General features: G+C 69.2%; 17 protein-coding genes. 9 read left to right on the forward strand and 8 right to left on the reverse strand.

The genetic code is table 11. From position 1 onward, the window contains the following. The first annotated feature begins 49 nt into the window (after positions 1 to 49). Positions 50 to 931 (forward strand): tRNA pseudouridine(38-40) synthase TruA, encoded by an 882-nt coding sequence (truA, locus tag OG884_RS21635; RefSeq protein ID WP_326635553.1) that lies wholly within the window; start codon positions 50 to 52, stop codon positions 929 to 931. On the opposite strand, the gene OG884_RS21640 is transcribed toward truA, so the two are convergent. The 3 genes from OG884_RS21640 to OG884_RS21650 all read right to left on the reverse strand — a co-directional run bounded on the left by OG884_RS21640 (position 921) and on the right by OG884_RS21650 (position 4392). After that, on the reverse strand, positions 921 to 2621 hold the full coding sequence (locus tag OG884_RS21640) for a hypothetical protein (RefSeq protein ID WP_326635555.1): 1701 nt from the start codon (positions 2619 to 2621) through the stop codon (positions 921 to 923). The genes truA and OG884_RS21640 overlap by 11 nt on opposite strands. A gap of 95 nt (positions 2622 to 2716) precedes the next feature. Next, positions 2717 to 3652: a hypothetical protein gene (locus OG884_RS21645; protein WP_326635557.1), complete on the reverse strand. Its 936-nt coding sequence runs from the start codon at positions 3650 to 3652 to the stop codon at positions 2717 to 2719. A gap of 35 nt (positions 3653 to 3687) precedes the next feature. Then, entirely contained in the window at positions 3688 to 4392 is a 705-nt protein-coding gene (locus OG884_RS21650) for a CAP domain-containing protein (protein WP_326635559.1), read from the reverse strand. A 562-nt stretch (positions 4393 to 4954) separates the two neighbouring features. Here OG884_RS21650 and rplM point away from each other — a divergent pair. The 4 genes from rplM (at position 4955) to OG884_RS21670 (ending at position 8576) form a co-directional block, all read left to right on the forward strand. Next, positions 4955 to 5398, forward strand: coding sequence for a 50S ribosomal protein L13 (gene rplM, locus OG884_RS21655; RefSeq protein ID WP_326635561.1), 444 nt, complete (start codon positions 4955 to 4957; stop codon positions 5396 to 5398). 69 nt (positions 5399 to 5467) lie between these two features. After that, the gene (gene rpsI / locus OG884_RS21660; protein ID WP_326635563.1) at positions 5468 to 5989 is read left to right on the forward strand and encodes a 30S ribosomal protein S9; all 522 of its coding nucleotides are present in this window, start codon (positions 5468 to 5470) and stop codon (positions 5987 to 5989) included. A gap of 1 nt (position 5990) precedes the next feature. Then, positions 5991 to 7346, forward strand: coding sequence for a phosphoglucosamine mutase (glmM, locus tag OG884_RS21665; RefSeq protein WP_326635566.1), 1356 nt, complete (start codon positions 5991 to 5993; stop codon positions 7344 to 7346). A 486-nt stretch (positions 7347 to 7832) separates the two neighbouring features. Continuing rightward, positions 7833 to 8576 carry a lectin-like domain-containing protein gene (locus tag OG884_RS21670; RefSeq protein WP_326635568.1) on the forward strand — a complete coding sequence of 248 codons (744 nt, stop codon included), beginning with the start codon at positions 7833 to 7835 and terminating at the stop codon, positions 8574 to 8576. On the opposite strand, the gene tnpA is transcribed toward OG884_RS21670, so the two are convergent. Further along, positions 8529 to 8957: an IS200/IS605 family transposase gene (gene tnpA / locus OG884_RS21675; RefSeq protein ID WP_326635570.1), complete on the reverse strand. Its 429-nt coding sequence runs from the start codon at positions 8955 to 8957 to the stop codon at positions 8529 to 8531. The two genes, OG884_RS21670 and tnpA, sit on opposite strands and share 48 nt — an antisense overlap. A 24-nt stretch (positions 8958 to 8981) precedes the next feature. On the opposite strand from tnpA, the gene OG884_RS21680 reads away from it, so the two are divergent. From OG884_RS21680 to OG884_RS21695, 4 genes are all read left to right on the forward strand, one after another. Beyond that, entirely contained in the window at positions 8982 to 10124 is a 1143-nt protein-coding gene (locus OG884_RS21680) for an RNA-guided endonuclease InsQ/TnpB family protein (RefSeq protein WP_326635572.1), read from the forward strand. A 127-nt stretch (positions 10125 to 10251) separates the two neighbouring features. Then, complete coding sequence (locus OG884_RS21685) at positions 10252 to 10947, forward strand: hypothetical protein (RefSeq protein WP_326635574.1); 696 nt, start codon at positions 10252 to 10254, stop codon at positions 10945 to 10947. A 23-nt stretch (positions 10948 to 10970) separates the two neighbouring features. Further along, the gene (locus tag OG884_RS21690) at positions 10971 to 13361 is read left to right on the forward strand and encodes a DUF7927 domain-containing protein (RefSeq protein ID WP_326635576.1); all 2391 of its coding nucleotides are present in this window, start codon (positions 10971 to 10973) and stop codon (positions 13359 to 13361) included. A gap of 82 nt (positions 13362 to 13443) precedes the next feature. Beyond that, a complete protein-coding gene (locus OG884_RS21695) occupies positions 13444 to 14241 on the forward strand; it encodes a hypothetical protein (protein WP_326635577.1) in 798 nt (265 codons plus the stop codon). Here the strand turns inward: OG884_RS21695 and OG884_RS21700 are convergent. The 4 genes from OG884_RS21700 to OG884_RS21715 are packed head-to-tail and all read right to left on the reverse strand — an operon-like array spanning position 14225 to position 17631. Then, the gene (locus OG884_RS21700) at positions 14225 to 14941 is read right to left on the reverse strand and encodes an ABC transporter permease (protein WP_326635578.1); all 717 of its coding nucleotides are present in this window, start codon (positions 14939 to 14941) and stop codon (positions 14225 to 14227) included. The genes OG884_RS21695 and OG884_RS21700 overlap by 17 nt on opposite strands. Before the next feature lie 2 nt (positions 14942 to 14943). Further along, entirely contained in the window at positions 14944 to 15858 is a 915-nt protein-coding gene (locus OG884_RS21705; protein WP_326635579.1) for an ABC transporter ATP-binding protein, read from the reverse strand. Next, positions 15855 to 16733: an ABC transporter permease gene (locus OG884_RS21710; RefSeq protein ID WP_326635580.1), complete on the reverse strand. Its 879-nt coding sequence runs from the start codon at positions 16731 to 16733 to the stop codon at positions 15855 to 15857. The genes OG884_RS21705 and OG884_RS21710 overlap by 4 nt, the downstream gene beginning before the upstream one ends. Next, positions 16726 to 17631 (reverse strand): ABC transporter ATP-binding protein, encoded by a 906-nt coding sequence (locus OG884_RS21715; protein WP_326635583.1) that lies wholly within the window; start codon positions 17629 to 17631, stop codon positions 16726 to 16728. Before OG884_RS21715 ends, OG884_RS21710 begins: the two co-directional genes overlap by 8 nt. Positions 17632 to 17696: the final 65 nt, after the last annotated feature.

The raw sequence follows: 17696 nt of genomic DNA on the forward strand, positions 1-17696 counted from the left end.
GGGATGCCGGGCTCTTTCCGTTCTCCGAGAGTCTTTCGAGAGGAGCATCGTGGTACGGCTGAGGCTGGATCTCGCCTATGACGGCACCGATTTCTCCGGCTGGGCCAGGCAGCCGGGACGGCGTACGGTCCAGGGGGAGATCGAGGAGGCGCTCGGCAGGATCCTCCGGCTTCCCGAGCCTCCGGCACTGACCGTGGCGGGGCGGACCGACGCGGGTGTGCACGCCCGCGGCCAGGTGGCCCATGTCGACCTGGACGCCGACGCGCTCGGCGCGCTGGACGGCCGCAACCACCGTGGGGCGCCCGCGGGCCAGGAGCCCGGATCGGTGGAGAAACTCGACGAGAGGCTCTCTGCCATGCGCAGGAGGCTCGCCGGAGTCCTCCCCCCGGATATACGTGTACATCTCGCCACGGTGGCTCCTGAAGGCTTTGACGCGCGGTTCTCGGCACTGTCAAGGCGATACGCCTACCGGATCTCCGACGCCCCGGGCGGGGTCGACCCGCTCCGCCGTCGGGAGGTCGTCTGGTACAGCCGGCCCCTGGACGTGGACAGGCTCAACGCGGCCGCCGCCGGTCTCCTCGGTGAGCACGACTTCGCCGCGTTCTGCAAGAGGCGTGAGGGTGCGACCACGATCCGTGAGCTACAGCGGCTCGACTGGGTCCGCGAGGACGGGCTCGTCGTGGCGACGGTCGTGGCCGACGCCTTCTGCCACTCCATGGTCCGGGCGCTCGTCGGGTCGCTGCTGCCCGTCGGTGAGGGCAGGCTCGCGGTCGAGTGGCCGAAAGGGGTGCTGGCGCAGGCCGTACGGGACTCGGGGGTGCATGTCGCGCCCGCGCACGGGCTCTGTCTTGAGGAGGTGCGCTACCCCGGCGCCGAGGAACTCGCCCGGCGGGCCGCGGAGACCCGCCGGGTGCGCACGCTCAGTTCGTGACGCGACGCTCCACGACCTTCGCGGTCTGGTCGCGGAAGGCGCCGCTGACCTTGCCCAGCGCCTTCTCCTTGGCCGTCGGCGTGTGGCCGTCGCTGTAGGTGGCGTAGCTGAACACGATGTAGCGACCCCACACCATCCCGGCCGCGTAGCCGCCCGCGATGTGCACCCGCTCGCCTCCCGTGCCGGCGGCCGAGGGCAGGCCACGGAACCAGAGGTTGCTCTCCAGGTTCTTGGCCTGGTCGGAGGCGACCGCGGACTCGCGGGTGGGCAGCACGGCGATCCCGGTGGTCACGGCGTATCTGCGCTTGCTGTCCACGTACGTCGCCCGCAGCACCCGGCGGCACTCCTGGCTGCGCAGGGTGCTGGCGAACCTGCCGGTCGCGGCCTTCTGGCACTGCTCGGTGACGTTGGTCTTGACCCGGGTGAACGTCGCCCCGGCCACGGACACCTTCTTGACGAAGGTGTCGGCCACCGTCATCTTTCCCGGATCGGTCCTCTCGGAGTTGAGCATCGTGGTGTTGATCGGCTCGGGCTCACTGGTGATGTCGAGTTCGTCGGTGGGGTCGATCTTTCCCGAACCGGGGATCGGATCCGTCGCGTTCGCCTCCTGCTTGGCACTGAAGGACTGGTAGGCGAAGAAGGCTCCGATGCCGATGCCGACCATCACGACCGCGACCACGGCCGCGAGCAGCGTCGTGCCGGCCCTGCTGCGGGCCGGTGGGGGAAGGGCGGGCGGGGGCTCGGGGGTGAACGCGGAGAGTGGGGTGAACGCCCCGCGCGTCATCGCCGGGTCACTCGGGGGGACGGGCGGCCCGCTCACGGCTGAGGACGCCACCGGCAGGGGAGGGAACGTGGGAAGCGGGGACCGCGGGGCGATCGCCGGAACACCGCTGGGCGGGGTGACCTGGTCCGCGGGGGGGAAGGACGGGGGCGGGCCGGCGGGGGCCGCCTGGGGAGGTGTCCGGGCGGGGACGGTCTGTTCGGCGGCGGGTGGGGGCAGCTGCGAGATCGGCTCCGGCGCGGCTGTCACGGGTTGCGCGACGGGCACGGGCACGGGGGGCTGAGCCGTCGGCACGGACCGGTCGCCGTCCTGGGGGCCCGCCTGGGCGGGGGCCGGAGCCTGGAGCGGCGTCTCCCGGTGGGCGAGGGGAGCCTGCGGGGGCGAGGCGGTGCGGGCGCTGACCGTTTTCTCGCTCTCGCCGACGCCCTCCTGGAAGGCGGCGTCCGGCGGCCAGACGGCGACGTCGCCGGGTTCTCCCGGGCGGGCGGGCGCCTCCTCGGGGTCCGTCCACACCGGCTCGCCGGTCGCGGCGGGCCATGGGGTCTCCTGCCCGGACGATGGCCAGACCTGCATTCCCGCGGCGGCCGCGGTGAAGGCCGGAGGCGGCTGCCAGAGCGGTGCTCCCGGCACGATGGGCGCGGTGGACAGCGGCGGGCCGTCCTCAGGCTGGGCGTACCAGTCGTAGGGGGCTCCGTCGTCGCCGGGGACCGTCCATGGCTGAGCCGCCCCCGGATCCGTCTTCGGCCACGCGGAAGGGCTGTGGGGCTGCTCGTCACCTGTGACAGGGTCGGTGACAGGGGCCCGCGGCGCATGGGGCGAGGGCTGGCCGAAACTCGGCGGCGGCGTCGCCGGTGCCGCCGAACCCTCGGCTTCATGTTGGTGCTCGGACCCGGATTCCTGGCCACGCATACGCGGCAGCCTAGCGACAGCTGAAGATCGTCATGCGGGTATGGCTGTATCGTCTGCCGGATTCATGCCTGAAAGCAGTGGTATGGGGGTCATGCTCAGGGGCGTTTTCCGGTCAGTGAACGCGACTCCAGTGCGGGGGTGACCGTCGCGTCCGCCGCTCCGAAGGCGGCCTGGTTCAGTTGCTTGACCTCGTTCTTCTTCGGCAGGTGCCCGTCTTTGTACTGGAACCAGACCATTACCACGTAGTGCCCGTGGCGCCACTCACCAACGAATGCCTCGCCGGTTCCAAGAAGTTTGGTGACCTTATCCTTACCTGGAAGCGGTTTGATGTACTCCTCCCGCTCCTTGCCCGTGCCGGCCGAGACGACTTTGGTCGCCCCCGCGGACGTCTTGAGGTTGGCGACCCCCACGGTTCCGATGATCTTCCCCGAGGCGTCGCGGAAGCTGGCGCGCAGGAGCTGTGTGCACTTGGCGGCGCTGAGGGCCTTCTGCAGCTTTTCCCCCACCACGGCGTTGCCGCACTTCCTGTCCGTCCTGCGCGTGGTCATCAGGTAGTTCTGCTTGCCGATCCGTACCTTCTTGTGCTTGAACACCTCGTTCAGGGTGAGTGCGTACGGGTCGGTCGCGCGGGAGGAGGCGAGGCCGAACTTGCCTTTCGCGATGTTGGCGGGCGGCATGAGAGGGGCCTTGGCCGAGGGAGTCGCCGTCCCGGGCAGCGGGGCGGGGTCGGAGTTGGCCAGTACGGCCAGGCCGATGCCTCCGGCGATCAGCGCGGCGAGCGCTCCGAGCGCGATGAAGATCGGGCGGCGTGAGCGGGGGCCCTCGTCGTAAGGGCTCCACATCTCCTTTCGCGGTCGCTCCTGCGGCGGGGAGGGCTGGGAGGGCTGGAGGGGTTGGGCGGGCGGCGTCGGCGGGGGCTCGGGGGCGCGGTTGTGCGGCGAGGCGTCGAACCAGTGCTGGCCCTGTGCGGGCGGCGACGCGTCAGGCCGGTGGTAAGGCTGGCGGCGCGGCGGCTCCACGGGAAAACCCATGTGCCGAGCGTAGCCCGGTATCAGGGCCGGTTGGCTCAGGAGTATCCGAAGTCCTGGGTCCACCACGGCCCCTCGGGCCCCTGGACGGCCCCGACGCCGGTGGCGGTGAGCTCGCAGTTGAGGATGTTGCGCCGGTGGCCGCTGGTCTCCATCCAGCTCCGGACCGCCTCGTCGGCAGAGGTGTAACCGCGCCCGATGTTCTCCGCGCCGCCGTCGCGGTAGCCGGTGGCATCCATCCGCTCCCAGGGCGACGTGCCGTTGGGGGAGGTATGGGAGAGGGTGCCGGCGGACGCCATCCCGGCCGAGTGTCTCCTGGCCGACAGGGTCAGCCTCCTGTCGATGTTGAGCGGCCCGCAGCCGGCCCGCCTGCGCTCGATGTTGATGAGCCTCACGACCTCACGCTCCATCGCGCCGAGGGCGGAGGTGGCGTCGTCGTCACCGTCGCCGTTGAGGAGATAGCGAGAGGGGCCGTCGTCGCCGGATCCGCCGGGCGTCGTGCGGGCGTCGTGGGTGGGGCGCGGACGCCGCTCCGCCGGGACGGTCGGGAGGGCGGAGGGACGGGCGACCCGGGTGAGCGGGGCCCGCTCCACCTGCCCGGCCAGGGCGCCGTTGCTGGGCGTGGGCCTGGTCGACCCGGGGCTGTTCAGGTAGATCTGGTCGGTGGCCTCCTCCTCGCGGCTGCCCCGGCCGATGATGAAGCCGACCAGCAGAACCGCCATCAGGCACACGAACACCCCCATACGACGCAGGCGCGCTCGCTGGGTATGCCCGGGGTGAGGAAGCTGCCACATACCGCTGTCAAAGATAGAGATGTTTGCGGTGAGTAAGAAGAGAATGGTGAGAAAGTGTTAGAACCGTCACGGACCCATGCCCGACGCTCTCCGCCGGGCTCCGGTGAGGACCTCCCCGGGAACCTCCGAGTCGACCGTGTGGACGCCGGTGGGGCCTCCCCTCTCCGCCGGGCTCCGGCTAGGCCTCCCCGGGAACCTCGGTCTCACAGCGCCGGCCACGGCTGATCCCCTGCCTGTGTGGCGGTTCCCCGGCACTGCCGGGTCCCGGGTAGAATGCCAGGGGCACCGCCGGAGAGGCACGTCTTTTTGACTCGCGCTCATCCGCGCCGGTACTCTGCTAGTTCGTTGTGTGCGAATTGGTCTCCTCTGCAGACCGATACGCGGCGCGTCCGGCGTCATCTCCTCTGTTCTGGAGACGGAAGGTCCGGGCTGTCGTGTGCCCGCACCTACCGACCCATGTTGCTGTCGTCTCCGACAGCGCCGAAGACGCGACCAAAGAAGGCATACGACCGTGCGCACGTACACACCCAAGCCTGCCGAAGTCGAGCGTCAGTGGCACATCATCGATGCCACCGACATCGTGCTTGGCCGGCTGGCCAGCCACGTCGCGATCCTGCTTCGCGGTAAGCACAAGCCGACCTTCGCCAACCACGTCGACACCGGTGATTTCGTCATCATCATCAACGCCGACAAGATCGCGCTGACCGGCAACAAGCTTGAGCAGAAGAAGGCTTACCGCCACTCGGGCTACCCGGGCGGTCTGCGTTCCATGACCTACGGCGAGCTCATGGACAAGCGTCCCGACCGCGCCGTCGAGAAGGCCGTGAAGGGCATGCTGCCCAAGAACGCCCTCGGCCGGAAGATGATCAAGAAGCTCAAGGTCTACTCCGGTTCCGAGCACCCGCACCAGGCGCAGCAGCCGGTGCCCTTCGAGCTCACCCAGATCGCCCAGTAGTCGCTAGCTGCTTGTCGCCAGCAGCGTTGGCCGATGGCCGACGCCGAGTAGGAAAGTTAGAGGAGAACCGTGGCTGAGCCCACCGGTGTCGAGACGCCCGTCGAGGGCGATCAGGAAGCGTACTCCTCGGAGGAGTTCCCCTCCGAGTACACCTCCGAGTCCACTGTCAGCGGCGACGTCGCCGTCCGTAAGCCCATCACCACCGGCAACTCGTACGGCACGGGGCGCCGCAAGGAATCCGTGGCCCGCGTGCGCATCGTGCCGGGCACCGGCAAGTGGACGATCAACGGTCGTACGCTTGAGAACTACTTCCCGAACAAGGTCCACCAGCAGATCGTCAACGAGCCCTTCGTGGTTCTTGGCGCCGAGGACCAGTTCGACGTCATCGCCCGCATCAACGGTGGCGGCGTCACCGGCCAGGCCGGCGCCCTGCGCATGGGTCTCTCCCGCGCGCTGACCGCCCTGGACGTCGAGGTCAACCGCCCGCCGCTGAAGAAGGCAGGCTTCCTGACCCGTGACGCCCGCGCCACCGAGCGCAAGAAGTACGGTCTCAAGAAGGCCCGCAAGGCTCCGCAGTACAGCAAGCGTTAAGTTGGGGCGCCTTTTCGGCACCGACGGGGTACGTGGGGTCGCGGGACGCGACCTCACGGCCGAGCTCGCCATGGACCTGTCCGTGGCCGCGGCTCATGTCCTCGGCGATGCCGGGGCGTTCAACGCCAGCGTCGGGCGGCGAGGCCGCCCCGTCGCCGTCGTGGGCCGGGACCCCCGGGCTTCAGGAGAATTCCTGGAGGCCGCGGTGGTCGCCGGCCTTGCGTCGTCTGGCGTGGACGTTCTCCGGCTCGGCGTGCTGCCCACCCCGGCGGTCGCTTACCTGACCACGGCTCTCAGAGCCGACATGGGCGTGATGATCTCCGCCTCCCACAATCCCGCCCCGGACAACGGGATCAAGTTCCTCACCCGCGGCGGCTACAAGCTGCCGGACACGGTGGAGAACGAGATCGAGCAGCGCCTCGGCGAGAAGTGGGAGCGCCCTGTCGGTGCCTCGGTCGGCCGCGTGCGCGAGGCGTACGGCGAGGCCGACCGCTACGTGTCCCACGTGCTGTCCACTGTGGACTGCCGTCTTGACGGCCTCAACGTGGTCCTCGACTGCGCCCACGGCGCCGCCCACATGGTGGCTCCCGAGGCGTTGCTGCGGGCAGGGGCCACCGTCGAGACGATCGGGGCGCGCCCCGATGGTCTCAACATCAACGCGGGGGTCGGCTCCACCCATCTGGACAAGCTCCAGCAGATCGTCGTCTCCCGCAACGCCGATGTCGGTATCGCCTACGACGGCGACGCGGACCGCTGCCTGGCCGTCTCGCACACCGGCGAGGTCGTCGACGGCGACCAGATCATGGCGGTGCTGGCCATGGCCATGCACGCCGAGGGGAAGCTGGTCGGCGACACCGTGGTGGCCACGGTCATGTCCAACCTGGGTTTCAAGCTCGCGCTCAAGAGCGCGGGGATCGACGTGGTGGAGACCGCCGTGGGCGACCGCTACGTCCTGGAGTCCATGAGGGCGGGCGGCTACAACCTGGGCGGCGAGCAGTCCGGCCACGTCCTGATGCTCGACCACGCCACCACCGGGGACGGCCTGCTGACCTCGCTGCACCTGCTGGCGGTCGTGGCGCGGGCGAAGAAGTCGCTGGCGGAGCTGGCCTCGGTGATGACCCGCCTGCCGCAGGTCCTGGTCAACGTCAAAGACGTCGACCGGGCCAAGGCCTCGGCTCCTGAGCTGGAGGCCGCGGTCGTCGCCGCGGAGTCGGAGCTGGGGGAGACCGGCCGGGTGCTGATCCGGCCGAGCGGCACCGAGCCGATGATCCGCGTCATGGTCGAGGCCGCCTCGGCGGAGCAGGCCGAGCAACTGGCGGGCCGGCTGGCCGAGGTCGTCCGTACGGCCTGCGGCTGAATCACCTGAATCACCTGAATCACCAGAGCACGGCCCGCACTCGGAGTGCGGGCCGTGCTCTGTCATTTTCCCGGCCCTCGCCGCCGCGACGATGAGCGATCGCGGATATAACGCCCCTTCCATCCATCTTGGGGTGCCTTGTTCTTGCTGTCGCTTTGCACCACTCTTGTCCGGCGCCACGCCACACTTCGCATTGATTGACACTCTGGGTCGTTGATCAGACACTTTCAGTGGTTGCGGAGGGATTTCCCTTCCCAGCACGGTTCATCGTGTCGGACGGCTCCGAACCCGGCGATCATCTGATCGCCTCGATCGCCACGATGCCCGCACGGTGGAAAACCGCCGACATCACGATCGATCGAAGGGGTGCCACGCCGTGCCTTTGTTCCTTGCTGTTCTCGGCGCTGTCCCCATGACCGGTTCTGCGGATCTCCGGTGGTCACGATGAACGGCCTCCCGCGTCCGGCGAGGGGCTCAGGCCGATCCATGGTCATGGCGGGAGGCGCGCTGCCGCGATGCGGGCGGACCCTCTCCAAACTTCTCGTGCTGAGCATGACCGTCGGCGCGCTGAGCGTCCCGGCCACCACCGCCACCGCGTCGGCGGCCGGCACCGTTGTGTTCAACCAGCCCTTCCGCAACAACACGGCCAACGGCGCCGGTGCCGTGGTGCTGCCCTCGTTGCCGAGCGGTTCGTCCGGGTCGAACTACGCCTGCCTGACCGCCTCCGGCAACACCGGCACCGGCGTCCTGCAGAGCTGCGCTACGAACACGGACAGTCAGGGCTCGGGCAAGCTGCGCCTGACGAACGCGACGACGAACAAGACAGGCGGCCTCTTCGGCGCGGTCAGCGTGCCCGCCTCGCAGGGGCTCGACGTGACGTTCAACACCTATCAGTACGGCGGAGGCGGGGCCGACGGCATCACCTTCGTGCTGGCGGCGGTCGATCCGGCGAACCCGAAGTCACCGGCCAACATCGGTCAGTCGGGCGGCGCGCTCGGTTACTCCGGAACCAGCTCCGTCATCGGTCTGGCGTACGGGTATCTCGGCATCGGCCTCGACGTGTACGGAAACTTCAGTGTGATCTGGCGTGGAACCCCGGGTGTTCACGCCCGGGAGGAAACGACAGTGCGGGAGGGCCGCCAAGGCCCGAGCGGTGCGGTGACCGGTAGGCCGTCGAGCGGCTCAGCCCGGGCGTCTCTGGTCTTCGATGTACTCCTTGATGATCGATAGGGGGGCGCCGCCGCAGGAGGCGGCGAAGTACGACGGCGACCAGAAATGCCCGCCCCACAGATACTGACGGATATGTGCCGGATACTCCTTGCGCAGTAGCCGGGCAGATACGCCCTTGAGGCTGTTCACCAGCGTCGAGAGGGCGACCTTGGGTGGGTAGCGCACGAGCAGGTGCACATGATCTTCCTCGCCGTTGAACTCGACCAGCTCCGCCCCGAAACTGTCGCACACCTCGATCATGATGTCCTCGCAGCGACGCAGGATCTCGTCGGTGAACACACCTCCCCGATATCTCGGGATAAAGACCAAATGCGCATGAAGCGCGCAGACCACGCTTCGGCCCCTTCTTACGTCGGGGTTCGGTTCCCATCTCGGTGACATGGACCTAACGCTAAAGTGTTCGATATGAAGCTGGTGGTGCAGGTCAAACTCCTGCCGACACCTGAGCAGGTGGCGGCGCTGGAGGCGACTCTGCGCGCGGCCAACGACGCGGCCACCTGGGTCTCGACGCTCGCCCACCACCAGCGGGTATTCCGCAATTACGACCTGCGCCGGCACGCCTACGGGCAGATCAAGGACAGGTACGGGCTGGCGGCTCAGGCCGCGCAGCATGTCATCAAGAAGGTCACCGACGCCTACGCCACGCTGCACGCCAATCTCCGCAACGGCAATGTGGGCACGCCCGGCTCCGCGCGGCGCGAGCGGGCCCTGGCCACGCCGATCGTCTTTCGCCCCGGCGCGGCCCAGCCGTTCGACGACCGCTGTCTGTCCTGGCAGATGGACGCGCGGACGGTGTCGATCTGGACCACGGGCGGGCGGATGAAGAGCGTGGCGTTCACCGCCTCGGCCGATCAGCTCACGACGTTGGCCGCCTACCGCAAGGGCGAATCGGACCTCGTATACCGCGATGGCAGGTGGTTCCTCATCGCCACCTGCGACCTGCCCGACCGGCCGGTCGCCACCCCGGACGGATTCCTGGGGGTGGATCTGGGGATCGCCAACATCGCGACCACCAGTGGCGGGGTTCGCCACAGCGGCAAGGGCCTGAACGCGGTCCGCCACCGCCACCGCGAGCTGCGCCGCCGCCTGCAGGCCAAGCAGACCACGTCCGCCAAACGGCTGTTGAAGCGGCGCCGCCGGGCCGAGGCCCGGTTCGCCGCGAACACCAACCACACCATCGCCAAGCAGATCGTGACCGAGGCGACACGCACCGGGCAAGGGATCGCCCTGGAAGACCTTCGGGGCATCCGCGACCGGGTACGGCTCCGCAAGCCCCAGCGGGTCACGTTGCATTCGTGGAGCTTCCACCAGCTCGGCCGGTTCATCGCCTACAAGGCGGCCCGTGCCGGTGTCGCTGTGGTGTACGTGGACCCGGCCTACACCTCGCAAGGCTGCTCGGCCTGTGGGCATGTGGACAAGAAGAACCGGCCCGGCCAGGCCGGCTTCGCCTGTACGTCGTGCGGCTTCGCTGAGCACGCCGACGTCAACGCAGCTCGTAACATCGCCTCGCGTGGTGTCGCGAGCTGGGCAGTGAGTCACGCTGCCTGACGCGGACCAAACCGTCGAAGCCACCGACGGCGAGGAGCTGCAAGCTCAGTCCTTCAAGGCTGAGAAGCTGACCAGCAGCACCTACCAGGGAAGCGGCTGCACGAACCTGCCGGGCACGGGTATTCGGGTGCCCGGCCAGGTCGTCATCCGCGGGCCGGGCAACGGCACCGTCGGATACTGCGCGCTCAACACCACGGCCGCCTCGACGAGCGCCACCCCGCTGGCGCTGCGGGCGACCAGCCGTACCGCCGTTCCCGTTCAGATCGGTATCAACCCCACCGCGGTGTCGCTGACCACCGCCGCCGGCCTGACGGTCCCGCCCGGCAGTTACGTGGTGGTGGTCACCCTGGTGGGCGGTACGAACAAGACCCTGACCGGTAGCCTTCCGACGGTTCCCACCGGCCTGTACCCGGCGAGCTGGCTGAACGCCAACGGGACTCCCCGGCAACTGGCCTTCGGCTGGGTGGCCTCCACCGGAAGCGTGACCGACTTCCACGAGGTCGACGCAGCCACGGTGACCACGGTCAGCTCGGTCCCCCAGCTGACCGTCGCGCAGACCGGCTACAGCGCCACGACGCCGGCGCCGGGCGCCCCCGTGACCTACAGCGTCGTCTCCGGCGTCGGCGCGGACAGCATCGCGGAGTCCTCGCCGATCTCGATGACCCAGACCATGCCGGCCGGGGTGGTGCCCACCGGCGCCTACGGAACGGGATGGGTCTGCGCGGCGCCGGTCGGGCAGTCCGTCACGTGCACCAATAGCAACGTCCCGTTCGCGGCCGGAGCGACGTTACCGCCAGCCCCCCCACCGGTGACAAGCTCCTGAGCAACGACGTCGCCTCCACCGAGATGGGCAACACCTGCCCGCCCGGCAGCGGGAGCTCGGCCTGCCGTTCGGGGATCGTCATCCTCACGCCGCTCCTGACGATCGTGAAGACGCCCGGCGTCACATCGACCACCCCCGGGGGGACGGTCGGCTACACGGTCACCGCCACCAACACCGGACAGGTCCCCTTCGCCGCGGCGACGTTCACCGACGCGCTGGCCGGAGTGCTGGACGACGCCGTCTACAACGGCGACGCGAGCGCCACGCGCGGCACCGTCACCTTCGCCGGCTCCAACCTGACCTGGAGCGGAGCGCTCAACCCCGGCGACGGGGTCACCCTCACCTACAGCGTCACGACGAACACCCCCGGTACCGGTGACCAGAGGCTGACCAACACGGTCACCTCGACCACTGCGGGCAGTACCTGCCCGACCGGAAACACCGACGCCCGCTGTTTCGGCGAGGTCCTGATCTCAAGAATCAAGATCACTATGGTGGCGGACGCCGTCACCGCCATCCCGACCGGGGTCGTCAACTACACGGTCACGATCGCCAACACCGGGCAGACGCCGTACGGTGACACCGTCGTGAACAGCCTGCTCGCCAGGGTCCTCGACGACGCGGTCTACAACGGTGACGGAACGGCCTCGGCGGGCAACCTCGTTTTCACCCCCGAGACCAGCCGGCTGGTGTGGACCGGTCTTCTCCCGATCGGCACGAATGTCACCGTCACCTTCTCGGTGAGGGTGCGGAACCCCGATCCGGGCGACAAGATGCTGAACGTCGTCGCGACCTCCAGTGCCCCGGGCAACAACTGCCCCGCCGGGAGCACCGACCCGCTCTGTGTCTCGGAGGTCACGGTGCTGACCCCCGTCCTGACCATCGCCACGAGCGCGGACCGGACGACTGTCACTCCCGGCGGGACCATCACCTACACGACCACGGTCACCAACACCGGGCAGACGGACTACGCCGCGGCCTCCGTCGTCGCCGCGCTCGACGGGGTGTTCCCCGACGCCGTCTACAACGGGGACGCGAGCGCCTCCACCGGCGTCTTCGACTACACGGCGCCGAAACTGACCTGGACCGGCGCTCTCGCGATGGGCGCGAGCACCGCGATCACCTACTCCATCACGGTGCAGGATCCCGACCCCGGAGACAAGGCCCTGACCAGCGGCGTGAGCTCCACCACGCAGGGCAGCACCGACCCGGCGTGCGCGACGCTCGTGCGCGTCCTGGTGCCGCAGCTCACGATCACGGCGACCGCCGACACCGGCACCGTCGTCGCCGGGGGCGCCGTCCACTACACGGTGACCCTGGCCAACACCGGCGAGACCGACTACGCCGGTGCCGCGTTCACCGAGTCGCTGGCCGGGGTGCTCGACGACGCCACCTACGGCAACGACGCGAGTGCCTCCAGCGGCACCGTCACCTTCGCCGACGGCGTCCTCGGCTGGAGTGGCGACCTCGCCGTCGATGCCACCGCGACGGTCACCTATTCGGTCACCACCATCTATCCCCCTCCGGGGGACAAGGCCCTGACCAGCACTGTCATCTCCGCCACCGCCGGATCGACCTGCCCCGAAGGGGGAGACGATCCGCGCTGCACCATGACCGTCACCGTCCTGACTCCCGGTCTCACCATCACCAAGACCGCGAACAACAGCGGTGCCGTGGTGGCGGAGGCCGCCGTCCAGTACACGATCACGGTCACGAACACCGGTGAGACCCCGTACGCCGCTGCCGCGGTCACCGACTCGCTGGCCGGGGTGCTCGACGACGCCGTCTACAACAATGACGCGACCACTTCCACCGGCACCGTCGGCTATGCCGACGGGGTCCTCGGCTGGACCGGGGCGTTGACGATGAAGGCGAGCGCGGTCATCACCTTCACAGTCGTCACCGATGAGGAGGTCACGGGTGACGGAACCCTCGACAATCGGGTCACCTCGACGACGACGGGTGGCAACTGTCCGGTCGGGGGCACCGACCCGCGATGCTCGGTGCTGACCACCTTGATCCCCACCAGCATCACCCTCACCGACCTGACCAGCGGCTTCGTCTTGGCAGGCGCGCCGGATTCGACGGCCGGGAGCAACGGAGCCGTGACCATGACCGTCATCACGAACAGCCCCGGGGGCTACAGCGTCACCGTGCAGGCGGATTCGGCCGAGCTCACCTCGGACCAGCCCGGCAACGACGTCACCATCCCGATCGGGAACCTGCGCGTGCGGGAGAGCGGCACGTCGGCCTTCCAGGCCGTCTCGGCCACCACCCCGGTGCTCGTCCACCGGCAGGACAGCCCGTCCGCTCCCGACGGGGACGCCATCGGCAATGACTTCGAGGGTTACATCCCCTTTGTCCCGGTCGGCAGCTATTCGGCGACGCTCACCTACGTCGCGACGGCCAGTTGACGCGCAGACGCCCCCGCCGGGAACTCGGTGGGGTCTACCAAGCACCTCTCACTCGAACCCGAACAACGTGAAGGAGCAAGCCATGGCAGTGATCACGCGGCGTGCCGCCGCTCTCTGCGGACTCGGCGGGGTCCTGGTCGTCGCCCTTGCCACGCCCTCGGTGGCGTTCGCGCTCAAACCGCACCCCGATGACAAGGAGGTGAAGGCGGCCGTCGTGGCCGCCCCCAGGCTGAGCATCGGCATCGACAACGGCCAGACCACCGCCGAGGCGGGGGACCGGTTCACCTACACCGTCACCGTCGACAACGTCGGCACGGACAAGGCGCGTGAGCTCAGGATCACCCAGAGCCTGCCGACCGGCCTGCACCTCGTCTCGGCCGACGGCCAGGGCAAGGCGGAGGAGGGCCAGGTCCGCTGGACCGCCGATGTGCCGGCGGGCAAGAAGGCCGTCTTCCACACCATCGCCGAGGTGCGAGACACCCCGGAGGACCTGCTCCGCCTGGCCACCGTCGCCTGTGCGAGCATCAAGACGGACGACAAGCCCCTGGTCTGCGCCACCCACTCCGACCTGTTGCCGGCCGGTGCGACCGCCGAGACGGCCGCCCACGAGGCGGCCGACCCCGTGACGAGCCGCCTGTGGTACGCGGGCGCGGGCGTCGGCCTGCTTGACCGTGCTGCTGGCCCTCCGCCGAACCAGACTCCGCCGTCACCCGAGGCGGTCGCCCTCGTAACGATCCACGCCCAGTCTCATGACACGGGCGAGACGAACCCGTATGTGGGCACCCCCGGTTGTGGGGGCACCCCCGGCCATGTGGACACCCACGGCTGTGGGGGGTGCACACGGCTGTGGGGGTGCACACGGCCTACTCGTCGCCGGTGAGGGAGAAGACGCGTAGCCGCCGGCCCGCCAAGACGACCGCGCCGACGGTGATGATCAGCAGGGCCGGTACGGCGAAGCCGAGAGTGATCTCGGTGGAGAAGAACGGTGAGGAGGACACCTGGTCGGCGATCGACTGGGCCCACTGCTGGATGGAGAACCTCCGGGCACCGGGGACGAAGTTGCCCACCACGCCCTCCCAGACGAGCGCGTAGACGATGCCGATCGTGACCGCGTGCCGGGTCAGCACGCCCAGCAGCATGAACACCGCCGCGTACGCGATCCCGCCGACCAGGGCGCCGAGGGCGAAACCGTACGCGATCCCGGATTCGAGGTTGACCAGCAGGTAGGCCGCGACGAAGGTCGGCACCGCGGCGAACAGCGCGAGCATCGAGGCGGCGACCACGAACTTGGTCTGCGCGATCACCGGGCGGGAGATCGGCTTGGCCAGCAGGTGGATGATCGTGCCGTCGTCGATCTCGGGGGCGATCACCCCGGTCCCGGCGATCAGGCCGAGCAGCGGCAGCATGGTGCCGATGGCGAAGGTCCGCATGAGCGTGACCGCGGTCCGCTCGTCGGCGGCGCCGATGAGGTTCAGCAGGGCGGCCATGGCGACCAGCACCAGGGGCAGCATGATCAGCAGCCAGATCCGGCGGCGGCCGAGGAGGGCCCGGTAGGAGATTCCGGCGATGACACCGTTCATGATCAGCTGCTCCTGTTGATCAGGTAGGAGAAGACGCTCTCCAGGTCCTCGTCGGCGGGGGAGACCTGCCAGACGCGTACGTCCGCGTCCCTGGCGACCCTGGGCAGCAGGCGGGTGAAGCGTCGGAAGTCGACCGCCTGCACCTCCAGGCCCGCCTCGGTCAGCGAGACCGCGCCCGAGGAGGCGTCGGCGATCAGCGCGGACGCCAGGCGGCGGTCGTCGCTGGAGCGGATCCGGAACAGGTGCGGGCGGTCGGTCATCCGGCGGCGGATCTCACGGAAGTCCCCGGAGGCGGCGTGCCGTCCGGCGACCAGCACCTCGATGTGCTGGGCGACGCGTTCCACCTCCTCCAGGATGTGCGAGCTGAACAGGATGGTCTTGCCCGCCGCGCCCATGGTGCTGACCAGGTCCATCAGGTGCAGGCGCTGGCGGGGGTCCATGCCGTTGAACGGCTCGTCGAGCAGCAGGACCTGGGGGTCGTGCACCAGGGCGGCGGCCACCTTGACGCGCTGGCGCATGCCCTTGGAGTACGTCTCGATCCTGCGGTCCTTGGCGCTCTCCATCTCCACCAGGGCGAGCGCCTTACGGGCGGCGTCCTCAGGGGCGGGCAGGTGATGCAGGCGAGCGCTGGAGAGCACGAACTGCCAGCCGGTGAGGAAGCCGTAGACGGCCTCGCGCTCGGGGACCAGGCCGATGGAGCGGTAGATCTGGTGGTTGCGCCAGATCCGGTCGCCGTCCAGGGTGACGGTGCCGCCCGAGGGTGCCAGGAACCCGGCCATCATGTGCAGCAGCGTGGACTTGCCCGCACCGTTTGGGCCGAGCAGCCCGGTGACGCCGGGGCCGACGGTCATGGTGATGTCGTTGACGGCGACCACGTTGCCGTACCAGCGGGAGACCTGGGCCAGTTCGATCCTCATCGGGAGGCCGCCTTCCGGTAGCGCGCGATCAGGGCCGTCACGGACAGCGCGATCAGCACGATCATGATCACTCCGGCGACCAGGCTGCCCGCGCCCGAGGGGTAGATGACGTTCGAGGCGGGGGTCGCTCCGAAGATTCCGACGTGCACGGCGGCGTCCACCAGGAAGAACGGGTTGATCAGCCAGGCCCACGCGGCGGCGGCGTCGTTGCCCATCGACTCCAGCGTCCCGTACAGCACCGTGGAGACGGCGGAGGCGAGCAGGTAGAGGGCGATGACCGAGGCCACGCCCAGACCGCGCCTGGGAGTGAACGAGGCGATGGCGATGCCGAGGCAGGCCAGCAGCAGCGCGTAGCCGGCCGCGCCGGCCATGCTGGTGAGGTATTCGACGGTGTGCGTGTCGCCGGGCAGGTCGATGACCACCTCACCGATGAACAGCACGGTGAGCGGCACCGCCAGCAGCAGGAACATCGCCGCGGTCATCGCCGCGAGCTTCGCGCCGACGTAGTCCCAGAGCGTCACCGGGCGCGACAGGTAGAGCGGCAGCACCCGGAAACGCAGGTCGGGGGCGACGGCGTACGGCGACTGCGAGGCCAGGAAGATCGCGAGCACGACCTGCATGAAGACCGCGTACTCGGTGTAGCGCATTCCCTCCTGCTTGATCAGCGCCATCGCGGCGATGGAGACGACCGCGGGCAGGAACATGACGCCCACCAGCATGAATGGGATGATCTTGGAGCGGGCGGTGCGGCCGAGCCCGAAGATCCCGCGCAGGCTGTGCACGGCCAGCGCGGTGGTGGCGTGGCCCCGGCCGAGCCGCGCCCCGTCGTAGTGGCGGTATCCGATGTCGTGGATGACACCCGTGGGTTCAGACATTGACCGGCTCCCTGAAGACGTCCTCGATGCGCTGGCGGCCCTGTTCCAGGCGGACGAGGCAGAGGTCGAGCTCGCAGACGGCGTCGCGGAGGACGTCGAAGGTCTCCGGCGCGCGGACGTGGACGAGCAGCATCCTGCCGTGCGGGGTGACGGTCTCGCCCAGCTCGGTCAGCCGGGCCGCGAGCGCGTCCTGGCCCTCCTCCACCTCGACGGTCACGGTCTGGGTCTGCTGGGTGAACTCCCCGATGGCCGAGGAGCGCAGCAGCTTGCCGCCGTCGATCACGATGACGTGGTCGCAGACCCGCTCAAGCTCGCCCAGCAGGTGGGAGGTGACCAGCACGCTGATGCCGAACTCCGAACCGATCCTGCGGATCAGCGCGAGCATCTCGTCGCGGCCCTGCGGGTCGAGACCGTTGGTGGGTTCGTCCAGCAGGACCAGGCGCGGATCGTGCACCAGGGCCTGGGCCAGCTTGACCCGCTGCTTCATGCCGGTGGAGTAACCGCCCATCGCACGGTAGCGCTCCTCGTACAGACCCACGTGGCGCAGCACGTCGGCGGCGCGCTCGCGGGCCGCGGTGCGCGGCAGGCCGGACATCTGGGCCATGTGCACGGTGAACTCGGTGGCGGACAGGTCGGGCGGCAGACAGTCGTGCTCGGGCATGTAGCCCACGATCCGGCGGATCTCCGCACCCCTGGTCACGGTGTCCATGCCCAGCACCTGGGCACGGCCGGCGCTGGGTTCGAGCAGGCCGAGCAGAATCTTGATCAGCGTGGACTTGCCCGCGCCATTGGCGCCGACCAGGCCGGTCACGCCGGGGCCGACGGTGACGGTGAGCTGGTCAAGTGCCGTCACCCGGGGGAAACGTCTGGTAAGTCCCTCGGTGGCGAGGATAGTCATACCGGGACACTATCCGCCGCCGCAGGCGGGCACCTCCGTCATACGAAGGAGTGCCGCATCGTCCG

The sequence above is a fragment of the Streptosporangium sp. NBC_01755 genome (genome assembly GCF_035917995.1).
Taxonomy (GTDB): Bacteria; Actinomycetota; Actinomycetes; order Streptosporangiales; family Streptosporangiaceae; genus Streptosporangium.